Origin of the sequence: Marinobacter koreensis, assembly GCF_023156285.1 — a bacterium.
Classification (GTDB): domain Bacteria; phylum Pseudomonadota; class Gammaproteobacteria; order Pseudomonadales; family Oleiphilaceae; genus Marinobacter; species Marinobacter koreensis.
On record NZ_JAKZAJ010000007.1, the window covers coordinates 108711 to 125629 of the forward strand.

The 16919-nt window shown below is 56.7% G+C and carries 13 protein-coding genes; 10 read left to right on the top strand and 3 right to left on the bottom strand.

Annotation, left to right across the window (positions count from 1 at the left end; genetic code table 11):
* Positions 1 to 60 precede the first annotated feature (60 nt).
* Complete coding sequence (locus MLD04_RS17265) at positions 61 to 1551, bottom strand: hypothetical protein (RefSeq protein ID WP_248160651.1); 1491 nt, start codon at positions 1549 to 1551, stop codon at positions 61 to 63.
* A 207-nt stretch (positions 1552 to 1758) separates the two neighbouring features.
* Positions 1759 to 3924, bottom strand: coding sequence for a primosomal protein N' (locus MLD04_RS17270; protein ID WP_248160652.1), 2166 nt, complete (start codon positions 3922 to 3924; stop codon positions 1759 to 1761).
* Positions 3925 to 4143: 219 nt separating this feature from the next.
* On the opposite strand from MLD04_RS17270, the gene rpmE reads away from it, so the two are divergent.
* Together rpmE and MLD04_RS17280 are read left to right on the top strand one after the other, a co-directional pair.
* Positions 4144 to 4365, top strand: coding sequence for a 50S ribosomal protein L31 (gene rpmE, locus MLD04_RS17275; protein WP_008940764.1), 222 nt, complete (start codon positions 4144 to 4146; stop codon positions 4363 to 4365).
* 218 nt (positions 4366 to 4583) lie between these two features.
* The gene (locus tag MLD04_RS17280) at positions 4584 to 5849 is read left to right on the top strand and encodes a malic enzyme-like NAD(P)-binding protein (protein ID WP_248160653.1); all 1266 of its coding nucleotides are present in this window, start codon (positions 4584 to 4586) and stop codon (positions 5847 to 5849) included.
* A gap of 73 nt (positions 5850 to 5922) precedes the next feature.
* Here the strand turns inward: MLD04_RS17280 and MLD04_RS17285 are convergent, their stop codons facing one another.
* Positions 5923 to 8382: a penicillin-binding protein 1A gene (locus MLD04_RS17285; RefSeq protein ID WP_248160654.1), complete on the bottom strand. Its 2460-nt coding sequence runs from the start codon at positions 8380 to 8382 to the stop codon at positions 5923 to 5925.
* 196 nt (positions 8383 to 8578) lie between these two features.
* Between MLD04_RS17285 and MLD04_RS17290 the strand changes: the two genes are divergently transcribed.
* The 8 genes from MLD04_RS17290 (at position 8579) to MLD04_RS17325 (ending at position 16848) form a co-directional block, all read left to right on the top strand.
* Positions 8579 to 9643, top strand: coding sequence for a type IV pilus assembly protein PilM (locus MLD04_RS17290; RefSeq protein WP_248160655.1), 1065 nt, complete (start codon positions 8579 to 8581; stop codon positions 9641 to 9643).
* Positions 9643 to 10206: a PilN domain-containing protein gene (locus MLD04_RS17295; protein ID WP_248160656.1), complete on the top strand. Its 564-nt coding sequence runs from the start codon at positions 9643 to 9645 to the stop codon at positions 10204 to 10206. Before MLD04_RS17290 ends, MLD04_RS17295 begins: the two co-directional genes overlap by 1 nt.
* Entirely contained in the window at positions 10206 to 10817 is a 612-nt protein-coding gene (locus MLD04_RS17300; protein WP_248160657.1) for a type IV pilus inner membrane component PilO, read from the top strand. The genes MLD04_RS17295 and MLD04_RS17300 overlap by 1 nt, the downstream gene beginning before the upstream one ends.
* 2 nt (positions 10818 to 10819) lie before the next feature.
* Positions 10820 to 11368: a pilus assembly protein PilP gene (locus MLD04_RS17305; protein ID WP_008940770.1), complete on the top strand. Its 549-nt coding sequence runs from the start codon at positions 10820 to 10822 to the stop codon at positions 11366 to 11368.
* 65 nt (positions 11369 to 11433) lie between these two features.
* Positions 11434 to 13503: a type IV pilus secretin PilQ gene (locus MLD04_RS17310; protein ID WP_248160658.1), complete on the top strand. Its 2070-nt coding sequence runs from the start codon at positions 11434 to 11436 to the stop codon at positions 13501 to 13503.
* An 87-nt stretch (positions 13504 to 13590) separates the two neighbouring features.
* Entirely contained in the window at positions 13591 to 14157 is a 567-nt protein-coding gene (gene aroK, locus MLD04_RS17315; protein WP_248160659.1) for a shikimate kinase AroK, read from the top strand.
* A gap of 4 nt (positions 14158 to 14161) precedes the next feature.
* Positions 14162 to 15244, top strand: coding sequence for a 3-dehydroquinate synthase (gene aroB, locus MLD04_RS17320; protein WP_248160707.1), 1083 nt, complete (start codon positions 14162 to 14164; stop codon positions 15242 to 15244).
* A gap of 26 nt (positions 15245 to 15270) precedes the next feature.
* Positions 15271 to 16848 carry an AAA family ATPase gene (locus MLD04_RS17325; protein ID WP_248160660.1) on the top strand — a complete coding sequence of 526 codons (1578 nt, stop codon included), beginning with the start codon at positions 15271 to 15273 and terminating at the stop codon, positions 16846 to 16848.
* Positions 16849 to 16919: the final 71 nt, after the last annotated feature.

Below are 16919 nucleotides of genomic sequence, written 5' to 3' on the forward strand. Positions count from 1 at the left end.
GTGCCCCTGCAAGCAAAACGCCCGGCAGGAGCCGGGCGTTTTGCTAAGCGGGTAAGGGCTTTAAATGTCTATGATGTCCTCAGCGATCTCTCCGCCAGGTGTAGTTACGGTCACGTTCAGCGAGCCGGGGGTGCCTGATACCTCTTGTTTAGCGAAGATGCAGCCTTGGAACGCGCTTTCATTTGAAGGTGTGCCGTTGGCTCCCTTGATTTCCAAAGTGGATTTGGCAGACAGGATTGTGACACCATCGCCGCTGAAAGATATTGTCGTGCCATCAGCCGGATATATCCGGCTACCGTCTTGAGCGGCAACCGATGCATTGGCGCAGTACTGATTTGCCTCTGGACCTGGATTAAGAGATACAATCGGGTCACGCGAACTTGATACAAACAAAGTTAAATTTTGAGATATTGTTGCCACTTCGCCAGTGCTTTTTTTCTCGCCAATTGTCGATGCTGTAATCGTTGGTTTGGTTAGCCATGGAGCCTGGCTTCGCCATTGAACTGTGCAGGTTCCTTGATCGTCCAAGGTGCATTCAGGTATTACGGATCCCCCATCTGTAGTGAAATTTACAATGGTGTTCCCCCTAATATTTTGACCATTTTTGTCGGTTGCATATACAGATAAGGATACTGGCACTCCGGCGGTAAATTGCGCGTCCGGAATGAAATTGTCTGCAGATATCGTAAAGCCCGTATCTACTGGGATTAATGAATTTATAGCTATTGGCTGAGATTCTGTATTTCGAGTACCTGAATCTGTCTCGATGGAAGCAATTACTCGAACGACTGTTGATGACGATCCTGCTACAACAAGTGTGGAAACTTCCCCGCCAGTTGATGAGACTGCTTTGTTGGTACCGAGAGTCACAGGAGTCGTTGCATTTGGATCGTCACCTGACAAGCTGAAGCTGACATCGACGCCTTTTACCCCGTCACCATTTTGGTCAACAACATTGAAAGTGACTCGTGCTTCGGATGGTCGAGAAGTCGAGCCTGACCCGCTCGGAGCAATCGAGTTGGTGGTGAGTGGCACTGAAACAATTCGATCAGCGCTGGGAGCTGCGATATTGAGCTTTACGCTGGCTGTTGCGGATCCATATGTTGCTTCAATCAGGTCGGTTGGACTGCACCCTGCAGCAGTGTATGTGGTTTCAGCAATGCCATCAGAAGTGGTAATCGGGGAGTTAATTATTGCTGTATTTAGCGAAATGCACGTGGATGAAAAACGAACCTCGCTATCGCTTCCGGTGATTAGCGAGTTCCCGTCGGATTTGTTTACTACATAGACTCTGAGCTTGGTTTGGCCCCCGGCTGCCAGGCTAGTTATATCGGATTCGATTTGTCCTTCAACGAAAGAATCGCCCGAACCTGTTCCGAGGCCAACAGTCACTTCCTGGGTTGTGTCTCCTGCATTTGTTGAAGTTGTTCCTCCAGATGAGCTGCTGGTCCCAGTATCTGCAAGTGAGGAAGAGCCACTGTCCCCTCCGCAAGCCGCCAATAACGCCGTTAGTGTTAACGCAGTCGCACGCGCAATGATTTTCCCTGACATTTTTCGTCTCCAGTTTTGTTTACAGCAAAAGCCTTTTCACTGCGCAATCCCTGCATGAGATACGCAAGCTCAGGTGTTTTCCTAAGTAGGTTGGTTAGTTTGCTGAAAATAATAGCACAAATGAAAAAACTGCAATGATTGCGGCCAGCTTTTTCTGCAAAAGAATGTTATAGATTGAAAGACTGTGAGCTTTGTCTTTTCTTGCACTTAGCCCGTTTCCTGTGGGTCGACGTCGATCATCCATCGGAGCCGGGCGGAGAGCTTGCGCTGATCCAGTGCCTGGCAGATTGTCGATAGCGTCGTGTTAAGGCGCCCTCGATGTTCCGAAAGAAGGATCAGCTGGGCCCGGTGGCGATCGGCCCGACGTGCAATCATGGCCGGCAGCGGCCCCCAGGTTTCGATGCCGGGGCGCAGCGCCAGGGGTTTGATGGAGTCCAGCAGTTCCAGGCTGGCCTGCATGGTATCGGCTTCGGCCCTGAAGATCGCCATGTGCCTGAAGGGAGGGAATCGGTTGGCCTCCCGTTCCGCGAGCAGTTGATCAGCGATTTTTAGATAGTGGTCGTTGCACAGGGATTTGAGCAACGGGTGATCGCTGTGGCAGGTCTGGATCAGCACGGTTCCGGGTCTTTCGGCGCGGCCGGCTCGCCCGCTGACCTGAAGCAGTGTCTGGATCAGCTGTTCGGGGGCCCGGAAATCGACGCTGAAGAGTCCGCCATCGGCATTGACCACGACCACCAGGGTGACTTTCGGAAAATCGTGCCCCTTGGCAAGCATCTGGGTGCCCACCAGCACGCAGGGTGCGCCGCTGTTTACCCGATCAAGGATCGACTGGATGCTCCCCTTGCGTTGAGTGCTGTCACGGTCGACCCGAACGATGGGGATGTCCGGCAGTGACTGCGTCAGGACATCTTCGGTGCGTTCGGTGCCTTGTCCGACGGGTTTGAACGCTTCGCTCTGGCATTGGGGGCAGTGGCTGGTTGCTGCGGTCTGGTAATCGCAGTGATGGCAGCGCATGGCCCGATCCCTTCGGTGGTAGGTGAGTCGGGTATCGCACCGCGGGCATTCGACGATGTGTCCGCAGTCGAAGCACATCATGATTGGTGCAAAACCGCGCCGGTTCACGAACACCAGGGCCTGTTCGCCGCGGTCCAGAGTCTCTCGGATTGCCTTAAGTGCCGGTCGGGACAGTCCGCCCTCGAGGGGGCGGCTTCGTATATCGAGCAGCTTCAGGGTGGGCGGTGACGCCTTTTTGGCTCGCTGTTCCAGTTTGACTAACCGGTATTTGCCCTGAAGGGCATTGTTGTAGGACTCCAGCGATGGTGTCGCCGAGCCGAGGATGACCGGGCATTCATTGAGGTGGGCACGGTACACGGCAAGGTCCCGGCCAGAATAACGAAAGCCTTCTCCCTGTTTGTAGGATGTGTCGTGCTCTTCGTCGACAATGATGGTTTTCAGTCTCGCGAACGGGAGCAGCACCGCCGAACGCGTCCCGATCAGGACAATGGGGTCCCCGTTCCGGACTTTCAGCCAGGTTGCCAGGCGTTCGCCGTCGTTCAGGGCCGAATGCCAGACAACGACCCGGTCGCCGAAATAGTGACGGAACCGGGCCACGGTCTGGGGGGTAAGGTTGATCTCCGGCACCAGCACCAGGGCTTGATCGGATGACGCCAACTGATGTTTCAGGTAATGAAGATACAGTTCGGTCTTCCCGCTGCCGGTGATGCCGTAGAGAAGGCAGGCGTCAAAGCCCGTTCGAACCTGTTGCAATTGTTCGGCTGCGTGCTGTTGTACCGGGGTCAGGCGCGGCGGAGCGACAGGCGATGGCTCGATAGCATGTTTTGCCGCCGGAACTGCATGGCTGATCCGGCCCTTATCCGCCAATGCCTTGATCTGATTCAGGGTGAAGCCGGCATCCCGGATCGCGCGCTCGCTGACAGGGGCCGGCTGATCTGAGAGCCAGTCCAGTAACGCCCTCTGACGATGGGCGTTGGCCGGCAACGGCTCGCCGGACTGGGCTGATGTCCAGAAGCGTTCCTCGGCGACTTCGGCGCTCCGACCTTTACGCAAAGCCGGCGGTAGGGCCGTAAACAGGCATTCTCCGAGGGGGTGCTGATAATAGGTGCTGGCCCACGTGAGTAGGTCGACTGTTTCGGGGGGTAAGGCTGGCCAGCTCTCAAGAGCGCCGGTAACCGGTTTCAGGGGAATGCCTTCCGGAGGGGGAGAATCGGTTTCGGCCACCAGTCCGGTCAACTGCTGACGACCGAACGGGATCTGGACCCGTTGTCCCCGGGTGAGTGCCAGTCCTTCCGGTACCGTGTAGTCGAACAGTCGACGGAGTGGCCTGTTCAAGGCAATTCGCACAGTTTTGGGCACTGGAACTCCATTGGTGTCAGGCCTGCGGATTTTACCTACCATCGGGTTTCGGGACACCCTGAAGGCTTGCCTGGATTCGGCTTTGCAAGTATGATTCGCGGTCTGATTTTGGGCGAGGGCTGATTTTGCCTTGCCTTTTACTTTGATTCAAACATGCGGTGCCTGGCGCCGGGCTGAGTGCCCGTGACCGGGTAGCGGCATGACCGATAGAGGTTCGTCATGAAAGAAGGTATCCACCCGAAGTACGAAGAAATTACCGCGACCTGCTCTTGCGGTAATGTTATCCAGACCCGCTCAACCGTTGGTCACGATCTGCAGCTGGACGTATGCTCCCAGTGCCACCCGTTCTACACTGGCAAGCAGAAAGTGATGGATACCGGTGGTCGTATTGACCGGTTCAACAAGCGTTTCGGCGGTCGGATCGGCGGCAAAAAGTCGTAATCCAGTCGAGATGTTATTGAAAAAAGCGCCTTCAGGCGCTTTTTTTGTGGCTCGCTGAAAGTATGTAGCGTGGTGCGATATAAGCAAATGGACGTATTGACGGCACGAAAGTTGTGCATGGGCTACTTGTCGTTTTGGGTCCGGCGGGCCATAATGGCGCGCTCTGCCGGAGCATCGGTGGATCATTACCTTTAAACGTGACAAACGGAACAGTGGCAATGTCTCAAGATCTGAAAGCAGCAGCCCTTGAATATCACGCCAAACCGCGGCCGGGAAAGCTGAGTGTTGAAATCACCAAGCCGACCAAAACCTCCCGCGACCTTTCTTTGGCGTACAGTCCCGGGGTTGCCGAGCCGGTCCGCGAGATCGCGAAAGACCCGGAGAATGCTTACAAATACACAGGGAAGGGCAACCTTGTCGCTGTGATTTCCAATGGCTCTGCGATTTTGGGTCTGGGTAATCTTGGACCGCTGGCCAGCAAGCCGGTCATGGAAGGAAAGGGCGTGCTGTTCAAGCGCTTCGCCGGGATCGATGTGTTCGATATTGAAGTCGACTCGGAGAGTCCGCAGGCCTTTATCGAAACGGTCGAGCGTATCGCGGATACCTTTGGCGGAATCAATCTCGAGGATATCAAGGCGCCTGAATGTTTTGAGATCGAGCGTGCGCTGATCGAAAAATGCAGTGTTCCGGTGTTCCACGATGACCAGCATGGTACTGCGATCGTAACTGCAGCCGGGATGATCAACGCCCTGGAGTTGCAGGGTAAGAAGATCGAGGAAGCGACCGTGGTCTGCCTGGGCGCTGGTGCTGCCGCGAATGCCTGCATGAAGCTGCTGATCAGCTGTGGCGTCCGCTCCGAAAACATCTTCATGCTGGACCGCAAGGGTGTCATCCATTCAGGGCGTGACGACCTGAATCAGTACAAGGCCATGTTTGCCAATGACACTGACAAGCGCACCCTCGATGATGCCATTGACGGCGCCGATGTGTTTGTTGGTCTTTCCGGTCCGGATCTGCTGTCCGGCGAGCAGCTGAAGAAAATGGCGCCGAACCCGATCGTGTTTGCCTGTTCCAATCCGGATCCGGAAATCAGCCCGGAGCTGGCCAACTCGGTTCGCGATGACTTGATTATGGCAACGGGGCGCTCGGACTATCCGAACCAGGTGAACAATGTTCTTGGCTTCCCGTTCATCTTCCGTGGGGCCCTGGACGTGCGGGCAACAGCAATCAACGAAGAAATGAAGGTGGCTGCAGTGCATGCCATTCGTGAGCTGGCGAAGGAGCCGGTGCCGCAGGAGATCTGCGAGGCGTATGGTGTAGACAAATTCGAATTCGGTCGGGAATACATTATTCCCAAGCCGATGGATGTCCGTCTGCTGGAGGTCGTTCCAGCTGCGGTCGCCCGTGCTGCCGTGGATTCAGGTGTTGCCCGCAATCCGTACCCGGCGCACTATCCGCTCAAGTCCATGGAGGACATTATCTGAGCGGCGAAAAGTGCAACAAAAAAACCGGCGGTGATTCCGCCGGTTTTTTTGTGTCTGAGGATCTGAGCTGTTGTCAGAAAATCTGTCGGGAGAGCCCGCTGTCTTCCTGCTCCTCGTTCTTCTGGCTCTCTTTCTCGGGCGCGAGAGGGGCGGGTGCGTCCTCTTCCTTGAAGACTTCGAACACGCCGTCTTCTCCGGGGCGCGCCCGTTGACCAGTCTCCGGGTCGATCCGGATGTTAACGATGCCGTTGGGGCGCGGCATGTTGGATAGGGGGGTGTCCTTCAGAGCAACCCGCATGTAGTCAATCCAGATCGGAAGCGCCGTGCTCGCCCCGTACTCGCCACGGCCCAGGGGCGCAGGCTGATCGAACCCGACCCATACCGTGGTTGCAAGCTGATGATTGAACCCTGAGAACCAGGTGTCGCGCTGATCGTTGGTGGTTCCCGTTTTCCCGGCGATATCAGAGCGATCCAGTTTCAGGGCCCGCCGCCCGGTTCCCTTTCTTATGACGTCTTTCATCATCGAGTGGAGAATATAGACCGAACGCTTGTCGACCAGACGATGCATGATCCGGGGCGCCGGTTGTGCGGCATCCTCGGTGCCGGCTTCTTCCGGCAAGGGTGTCTCCGGGTTACGCTCTTTAGCCTCACACTCCTCGTCACAGAGAATGGTCTCCGGTGCCTGGTAGACGACCTTGCCGTTTACATCCTGGATCGTTTTGATCAGGTAGGGCTGAACGTCATAACCTCCATTGGCAATCACGGCCATGCCCCGGGCCTCGTCCATCGGGGACAGCAGGCCGCTTCCCAGTGCCAGGGAGAGATCGTCAGGCATCTTGTCTGTGGGGATTTTGAGCTGTTTGAGGAAGTCCAGGGCATTCTCGATACCCAGATCCCTCAGAAGCCGGATCGAAACGATGTTCCTTGATGTGTAGAGCGCTTCCCGCAGCCGGGTCGGGCCATAGAACTGGCCTGAAGAGTTCTGGGGCCGCCAGGACGTCTCCAGCTTGGAGTCATCGAAAACGATGGGGGCGTCGTTGTAGATGGTGGCCGGGGTCTTGCCCTTGGTAAGCGCCATAAGATAGAGGAATGGCTTGAAGTTCGATCCGGGCTGGCGGGCCGCCTGAGTGGCCCGGTTGTACTTGCTCTGGTTGAAGCTGTAGCCGCCACTGAGTGCCTCTATGGCTCCGTTTTTCGCCTTGAGTGAAATCAGGGCGCCCTCGACCTGCGGCACCTGGCTAAGGCCAACTCGTGTTGGCTGATCCACTTCGGATGGCTGGTCGCCCAATGCTTTCACGTAGACCACATCGCCGACAGTCAGAACGTCCGACGGTGCCTTCGGTGCGGCGCCTTTCAGGTCCTCGGTCTTGTAACGTCTGGCCCAGGTCATCGTCTCGAAGGGCATCACCACGTTGCCAAGCCCCCGTGCGAACAGGCTTACCTGGCCGGTCTCGTCGTTTACGGCGGTGGTAATTGCAGGGCGAAGTGCCTCGACGGTCGGGTAATTCTTGACCAGTGTGTCGGCGCCGCGGCTGTCCAGCGTTGCCTTGTCCAGATGGCCGATCGGTCCCCGGAAACCGTGTCGCCGATCATAGGCCTCAAGGCCGTCCCGCAGGGACTCCGTTGCTGCCTGCTGCTTCTCGCTGTTCACGGTGAGGGTGACGGTATAGCCGTCGCTGTAAGCGCCGTCACCGAAACGCCGGACGATATCCGCGCGTGCCATTTCTGCAACGTAATCGGCATCCACTTCTGGCTCGATGCTGTGATAGCTGGCGGTAAGGGGCGCTTTGACGGCCAGGCTGTAGGCATCGTCCGTGATGTATCCAAGGTCGCGCATCCGGCCCAGTATCCAGTTACGGCGGCTCATGGCGCGTTCGGGATCTGCAAGCGGATTGTAGGCTGAGGGTGCTTTGGGCAATCCGGCCAGCATGGCCATCTGCGCCAGCGACAGTTCATTGACTGGCTTGTCGTAATAGACGCTCGCTGCGGCGGCAAGCCCGTAGGCCCGGTTGCCCAGGTAGATCTTGTTCAGATAGAGCTCAAGAATCTTGTTTTTGTCGAGTTCACGCTCGATCTGAAGAGCGAGCAGTATCTCGTTGAACTTGCGGATGAAGGTCCTGTCGCGTGACAAAAAGTAATTTTTTGCAACCTGCATCGTGATGGTACTGCCCCCGGACTGGATTTCTCCGGTGGATACCAGTTGCACGGCAGCCCGCGCCAGGCCTTTGATGTCGATCCCGAAGTGCTCGTAAAAGCGGGAGTCTTCAGCCGCCATGAAGGCTTGTAACTGAATTGTAGGGATCTGTTCGATTGTGATTGGGGTCCTTCTCTTTTCACCGAATTCTGCTATTAATCTGTTGTCTTCGCTAAACACCCTGAGGGGCGTCTGTAGCTTGACGTCCAGCAGCTGTTGTACGGGCGGAAGGCCCGGGCGAAGATAAAGGTAAAATCCTGAGACTGTGATAACAGCGACACTCAGTCCGGTAAGAAAGAACCAGGCGAAAAGGCGAGATGTGCGCAACAAATGAGACATTTTTTTCTGACAACTGTTGGATATAGGTCTATCATTTGAGAAATTGCTTTAGGAAGAATGAGGCACTCGTCTGTTAAGCAATGCTTCTCGGTAAAACAAGAAATGGCATTGTAGACGGAAAGACAAAGAAATTCTCTTACATAAAAAACACTAAGTTATTTAACCGGGTGCATGTAACCAGGTATAGGGTGAGCGCGTGTTCGGATTGTTTGGAAAGAAATCCAGTGCAGTGTTGGGCGTGGATGTCAGCTCAAGCTCCGTCAAGCTTCTGGAGCTGTCGAAACAGGGCAGCCGGTACAAGGTCGAGAGCTATGCGGTAGAGCCATTGCCAGCTAACGCTGTGGTCGAGAAAAATATCACGGATGTCGAAGCGGTCGGGGAAGTCCTCAAACGCGTCGCGTCCAAATCACGTACCAGCGTCAAGCAGGTCGCAGTGGCGGTGTCCGGTTCTGCGGTCATCACCAAGCTGATCCAGATGGATAGCGGTCTCAATGAGTTCGAGATGGAAGACCAGATCGCGCTCGAGGCAGATCAGTACATTCCATATCCCCTGGACGAGGTTGCCATTGACTTCGAGGTTCAGGGTCCTTCCGAATCGAATCCGGATCAGGTGGATGTTTTGCTGGCCGCCTGCCGGAAAGAGAACGTCGATATCCGGGAAGATGCACTCGAGATTGCCGGGCTGACGACCAGGATCGTCGATGTCGAGGCCTATGCGCTTGAACGTGCCTATTCGCTCATCGAGCCGCAACTGGAATCGCAGGGTGAGGAGCTGGTCGTTGCCATCGTGGATATCGGGGCGACGATGACCACCCTGAGCGTTCTGGCCGACGGCAAGACGGTTTACACCCGTGAGCAGATCTTCGGTGGCAAACAGCTTACCGAGGAAATTCAGCGTCGTTACGGGCTCTCCCTCGAAGAGGCAGGGCTTGCGAAAAAGCAGGGTGGCCTGCCGGACGACTATGAAACCGAAGTGTTGATGCCGTTCCGGGAAGCCGTGGTCCAGCAGGTGGCCCGGGCGCTCCAGTTCTTCTTCGGTGCGAGCCAGTACAACGCGGTTGATTATGTTGTCCTTGCCGGTGGAACCGCTTCAATCCAGGGTCTTACGGAAATGGTGGAGGAGAAGACCGGGACGCCCACGCTGGTTGCGAACCCATTTGCGGACATGTCGGTAGGATCCAGGGTCAATGCTTCGGCCCTGGGTAACGATGCCCCCTCACTGATGATTGCATGTGGCCTGGCGATGAGGAGCTTCGACTGATGGCAAAGATTAACCTCAGACCCTGGCGTGAAGAACTTCGCGCGGAGAAGCAGAAGCAATTTGTTGTGATGTTGCTTGGCGCCATGATCATCGCAGCCGGCCTTGTATTTCTGTGGAAGTCCGATATGGATAGCCGGATCGCCTACCAGCAATCCCGGAATGCCTACATCGAAACCGCCGCAAAGAAACTGGATGCCCAGATCAAGGAGATCGAGAATCTCAAGCGCAAGCGCGACGAGCTTCTGGCCCGGATGAAGGTCATCCAGGATCTTCAAGGCAAGCGTCCGGTCATCGTGCGGATATTCGACGAGTTGGTGCGAACCTTGCCGGACGGTCTTTTCTACACGGATCTGAAGAGAACCGGTGACACCCTGCAAATCGTGGGTATGGCGGAATCCAACAACCGGATTTCCACCCTGATGCGCTCGTTTGACGAGTCCGACTGGTTTGCCGATCCCAATCTTTCCAACGTATCGGCAGCCGATAGCCGTCGTGCTGGGTACAGCCAGTTCAATCTGACGGTTAAACAGAAAACCCCCGAGCCCGAAGGGGAGGATAAGTAATGAGCCTCGCGGACTCTCTCAAAAGCCTGAATGAATTCGATATAAACGATCTGGATGTCAATAACGCTGGCATCTGGCCCGCTCCGATCAAAGCTATCGTGGTGCTGATCGTGTTCGGCCTGATTCTGGGTGGTGGTTATTGGTTCTTCATCAAGGACCAGTACACACAGCTGGATCGAGTGACCAAACAGGAGCAGGAAAAGCGCAAGGAATATGAAAAGAAGGCCTATCAGGTGGCCAATCTGGACGTGTTCAAGGCGCAGATGGCCGAGATGGAAGAGACTTTCGGCGCACTCGTACGGCAGCTCCCCAGCGAAACTGAGGTGCCCGGCCTGCTCGAAGATATCACCAATACGGCCCTGGGCAGTGGCCTGTCCCTGAAGCAGATCAAGCTCCAGCAGGAGCAGCGGCGTGATTTCTATGCCGAGCTGCCCATCAATATCGAGGTGTCGGGTTCCTATCACGAGCTGGCGTCGTTCGTGAGCAGTGTGGCCAGCCTTCCACGGATCGTGACACTGCACGATTTCACCATCAAACCAACCAGCGGAGACGGAGAGCAGCTTGATATGCAGGTTGTCGCTCGTACCTACCGCTACCGGGCTGGAGAGTGAGCATGGCGGGATATCATGCAGGTAAGGCCTGGCTGGGAGTGTGTCTGGTGTCGCTGTTGACGGCGTGTTCCCAGGGCGGTGGTTTTTCGGATCTGGACAAGTTCATGGCGGAGGCCCGGGCGAAGCCGAGGGGGCATGTCGAGCCCTTGCCGGAGTTCAAGGCCTATGAAGCCTTCAGTTATTCGGCCGCGGACCGGAGGTCTCCGTTCGAGCCGCCCATCGATGTTCAGCTCACCATGGTAGAGCAACAGCCGGTGAGTGAGGTCGAACCGGACCTGGATAGGCCCCGTGAAGTACTGGAGAATTTCGATATCAAGGCGCTCAGTATGGTCGGAACCCTGCAAGGGCCCTCCGGCGATCTGTATGCCCTGGTGAAAGACAGTACAGGCGGTATTCACCGGGTTAAAACCGGCAATTACATGGGGCAGAACTATGGCCGCATTGTCGGAGTCAGTGAAACGCGAATCGAGTTGATTGAAATCGTTCCCAATGGCCGGGGCGGCTGGGTCGAGCGTCCTCGTTCCCTGACATTGAATGAGGGACAGGGCTAAGGAGCGGCACAATGAAGATTGAAAGAAACATGCACGAACAAAAAGTTTTAGGGTCGAGGCTAGCGATGTTCAGAAAACTCACAGTGTACGTCGGCGTGATTGCTTTTGGGTTGTTCTCCGGCCTGGCCAACGCGGTCACGCTGGACGACGTGTCGTTTTCCTCGCTACCGGGGGATCGGCTCGAGGTTAAACTCCAGTTTGACGGGCAGCCCCCGGAGCCTACGGGCTATACGATCGAGCGTCCTGCCCGCATTGCGGTGGATCTGCGCGACACCAAAAGCGGTCTGGACAGTCGCAGTATTCCTCTGGGTGGTGGTAATGCCCAGAGCATGACGGTTGTCGAGACGCCTGACCGGACGCGCCTCATTTTCAACCTGGTGGACCTGGTGCCTTACACGACGGTCCGGAACGGGAATGCCCTGGTAATGACCATCGGCGGTGACGGCGAGCCTGCAAGTGCCGCCGCGATGTCCAGTTCGTCTTCCGGCAGTGCCTCCTCAACCACGACGAACGCGCCGAATACGCTGGCAGGTGTCGATTTCCGCCGCGGCAAGAATGGCGAGGGCAAAGTCATTGTCGATCTGGGTTCCAGCAGCACGCCGGTCGACCTCTCCGAACTGGGTGGCAAGATCCGACTGACCATGCCGGAGCTTTCGGTGCCCGAAAACCTCCGTCGTCGGCTTGATGTCACTGACTTTGCGACACCGGTCAGCCGAATCGATACCTACGTTTCCGATGGCAACGCGGTGGTTGAGATCCGCCCCGAAGGTAACTACGACTATATTGCCTACCAGTCGGGCAGTCAGTTTACTGTCAGCGTCGAGAAGCTGACTGAGCAGGAAGCTCAGGCCCGTAAGGAAGAAAAATTCCCGTACACGGGTGAGAAGCTGTCGCTGAATTTCCAGGACATCGAAGTGCGGTCGGTTCTGCAGTTGATTGCCGACTTTACCGGCCTGAACCTTGTCGCCAGTGACACGGTCACCGGTAGCATTACCCTGCGACTGCAAAACGTGCCCTGGGATCAGGCTCTGGATCTCATCCTGAAGACCAAGGGCCTCGACAAGCGCCAGATCGGTAACGTATTGCTGGTGGCCCCGGCTGACGAGATTGCAGCCCGGGAGAAGCTGGAACTTGAAACCAACAAGCAGATCGCAGAACTGGCACCGGTTCGGCTGGATATCATCCAGGTCAACTATGCCAAGGCATCTGACATCGTTGATCTGATCAAGGCCGACAAGGAATTGATCTCTGATCGGGGCTTCGTGTCTTCCGATGCGCGCACCAACACGATCAGTGTCCGAGAAACTTCTGCCAAGCTCGAAGAAATCCGCAGACTGGTGTCCACTTGGGACGTTCCCGTCCGTCAGGTTTCGATTGAGGCACGCATTGTGCGGGCGCAGACCAACGTGGCCGAGAACCTGGGTATTCGCTGGGGTGGTGCAGCCTACGATGTCAGCGGCAACAATGTATTTACCGTTGGTGGATCTCAGGGAACCCTGCAAGAAGCCAGGGACGCGGCAGCGGGCAATGATAATACGATCACTTTCCCTGGCGCGCTTGCGGTTGATCTTGGGGTCTCAGGTGAGGGGACTTCTTCGCTGGCCATCGGCTGGGGCAGCGATGACTTCCTCGTCGATCTCGAACTGTCAGCGCTTGAGAGTGACGGCCAGGCCGAGATCGTGTCTCAGCCTCGCGTTGTGACGGCGGATCGCCAGACCGCATCGATCAAGTCTGGTGAAGAAATTCCGTATCAGGAGGCGTCATCCTCTGGTGCGACCTCGGTTTCCTTCAAGGAAGCGGTGCTCTCTCTGGAAGTCACTCCCCAGATCACGCCGGATGACAAGATCATCATGGATCTGGTGGTGAATCAGGATTCCCGGGGTGAAGTAACTGCCGGCATTCCGTCGATCAACACCAACCAGGTCACCACGCAGGTGCTCGTTGGTAACGGCGAAACTGTGGTCCTGGGTGGTATCTTCCAGTCCCAGGTCTCTACCCAGACCACTAAAACGCCGTTCCTCGGGGATATTCCTTACCTGGGAGCCCTGTTCAAGCGGACCGAAAATGTCGATGAGCGCAGCGAGTTGCTGATCTTCATCACACCAAAAATCATCAAGAACGATCTGATCCAGTAATCGTCGGGTGTAACGAAAGCCGCCGCGTAAAACCGGCGGCTTTTTTTGTGCTATTCTCACCCGCCTGAAAGCTTTTGAGCGTGTCTTATGTCTTTGCCCAAGCGAATCGTTCTGGTGGGCCCCATGGGGGCGGGAAAAAGTACTATCGGTCGGATGCTGGCCCGCGAGCTGGGCTATCGCTTCCTCGACACCGACCGGATTATTGAAGAGCGCTGCGGGGCCAACATTCCCTGGATCTTTGATGTTGAGGGTGAAGACGGGTTCCGGCAGCGAGAGACTGCGATGCTGACCGAGCTGGCCTCCGAGCCCCAGACGGTTCTGGCGACGGGAGGCGGAGCCGTAATGCGCCCGGAAAACCACCCTTTGCTGAAGCAGGATTCGGTGGTTGTCTATCTGAAAACCTCAATAGAGCAGCAGGTTGAGAGGACCAGGAAGGACCGTAATCGTCCACTACTGCAAAACGACGACCCGGAGTCGATCCTTCGGAACCTGTTTGCCATTCGCGACCCTATCTATCGCGAGCTGGCCGATATCGTGATGCATACGGACCGTAAAAGTCCCCGTCTTGTCGTCCGGCAACTGGTTAACCGAATTAATCCAAGAACTCCACGCCATCGCCGCCAGGTTCGTAAGGAGGGGCGCCATCATGTCTGAAATTCTGCATCGGCTATCGGTTGATCTGGGTGAGCGGAGTTACCCCATCCTGATCGGCGCGGGCCTGCTGGGTTCCGTGGATCTGTCGCCCTGGGTGGAAGGTTCTCAGGTCATGATCGTGACCAATGACACGGTTGCGCCGTTGTATCTGAAGCACGCGGAGGCCAGCTTCCCGGGCAAATCGGTCAGTTCGGTTGTTCTGCCGGATGGCGAAAAATACAAAGACTGGCAAACTCTGAACCGGGTGTTTGATGCGCTACTCGAGGAGCGCCATAGCCGCAAGACTACCCTGGTCGCTTTGGGTGGCGGGGTCGTCGGCGATATGACAGGTTTCGCTGCAGCCTGCTACCAGCGCGGCGTTTCCTTTATCCAGATTCCGACGACCCTGCTTTCCCAGGTTGACTCTTCAGTAGGGGGGAAGACGGGCATCAATCACCCTCTGGGCAAGAACATGATTGGCGCGTTTCACCAGCCGAGCGTGGTTCTTATCGACACGGATACCCTCAAGACGCTGCCTCCCAGGGAGGTCTCTGCAGGCCTTGCGGAAATCATAAAGTACGGTCTGATCCGTGAGCCGGTGTTCCTCAGCTGGCTTGAAGCCAATATGGACCGGTTGACCCGACTGGACACCGATGCGGTGGCCGAAGCGGTCTATCGTTCCTGCGCCTGTAAAGCGGATGTGGTGGCTCAGGACGAGAAAGAGGGTGGGCTGCGAGCTATTCTGAACCTTGGTCATACCTTTGGACATGCCATCGAAACCTTCGCCGGTTATGGACACTGGTTGCACGGTGAGGCGGTTGGCACCGGTATGATAATGGCTGCCGATCTCTCGGTCAGGGAAGGAATGATCACTCCGGCTGATTACCAGCGCGTGATTCGGATCATTCAGTCAGCCGGTCTGCCCCAGTTGCCACCAGGGAATATGACTCCGGATGATTTCATGTCTTTGATGGCGGTCGATAAGAAGAATGTGGATGGTCAGCTCCGACTGGTCCTGCTTCGGTCGGTTGGTGAGGCTGAGGTAACCGCAGACGCCTCGAAAGAGCACCTGGCGGCAACCCTTTTGGCATTCTGTGGCCAGCAATAGTCAGGGTCGGAGGCCTGGAAGCGACGATGGTCGATGGATTGAACAGTGTTGAGGACGGCGGGCTGTTTCCACGGTTGCAGCATCGCTATGGTCTCAGGGCCGATCCGTTGGATATGGATACGCCATTTTTCCCGGATGCTTCCCGGCAGCACGCTCTTGAGACGCTGAGACACCTCTGCGGCTTCGGTGACATGGCTCTTGTCCTGACCGGAGCCGTGGGTTCCGGGAAAACCCGTCTGCTTGGCGAGCTCATCCGTAGTGAGGCCGCCAGATTGGATTTTCACCGGCTTCCGACGGCGGCGCTCACCAGCCCGCAGGCGCTGGCCCGGGACCTGCGGAGCGTGGCCCGTTCGGCGATTGCTCCGGACGATGGCCCGAGAGAGGCCGTGTTCAAATTTTTCCGGTGGACGCAGGCAAAAGTTCGTAAGGGGCAGCGGATGGTGCTGCTGATTGACGACGCCGACAAGGTGCCGCCTGAGGTCTCCCGGTTGATTTTGTCGGGCTTTCTCTCGTCCGAGCGGGCAATGGCTGCGGTCCCGGTTTTTTCGGGCACCGAGGCTTTGCTGCCGCTTCTGGATGTTGATGAGGACACGCTTTCGGTTCATCACCTGCATCTTCGTCCCCTGGGAAAATCGGACATCTATGCCTATCTTGAGCCACGAATCCAGCGCGCCGGTGGTCCGGTCCCTGAACTGCTCAGTAACTCGAAACTGGAGCGATTGCATACGCTGAGCCAGGGCAGTTTTGGAAGGCTGAAACGGATCACCCCCGGCGTCTGGCTGGACATGGTGGCGGAGAAACCCGGCTCCCGAAAACGGACGGCCTTATCCTGGCGCCAATTTGCCTGGCCGGCGCTTGCCCTGATCATTCTGGCGGGTTCCTGGTGGCTGGTGTCTCTGCAGTACGATTATTCCGTCGCTGACCAGTCTGTGCCCAAGACAAAGCCAGAGCCGGTGCGGAAAAGCGTAACGGTCGGGCCTGATGCAGAGTCGGCGCCAGAGCCCGAGCCTGAAAAGGAAGCTGTTGAGCCGGCTCCATTGCCAGCAGCGGACAAGCCTGAACCCACGATCAGTACCGAACCGCCCCCGGTGGTGTCCGAATCGAGTGCTTCCGCACGTGCTGAGCCCCTGAGCGGGGAAGCACGGGCCAGCGAGCCGGAGGCACCAGAAACGACGGATGGCCCGGCGGATTCCGTGCCGGTAGAGACGGCGGATGCGGTGACTGACAATGGTGGTGTGACTGAGCCGGCTTCGGTTCCGGAGCAGGACAGGATCAAGCCTGAGTCCGAACCTGAACCCGCTGAGCCGGCCTTTACTCCAGCCTTGCCGGCACGTTTTGTCGATCTGGATCGGCTTCGTGATCGTAAGGGATGGACGGTACAGTTGATTGCGGGCCACCTGGAATCGACGGCGTTGAATCTGATTCGCCAATATCCCGACCTGGACGGTTTGGCTTACACCCGGTCAAAGCTGAATGACAAGCCCTGGTTTATGGTAGTATATGGCGATTTTGTGAGTAGCGGTGCTGCTCACGAGGCTGTCCAGTCGCTGCCAGAGGCCCTCCGGAAACAATCGCCCTGGGTCCGTCGCAGCGCAGATCTCTGACCACCATCGTTATGCCGGCAGCCCGTCAGGCCTGTTGGCAGCCCGGTCCTCAACGGTGGCAGACCCTAACA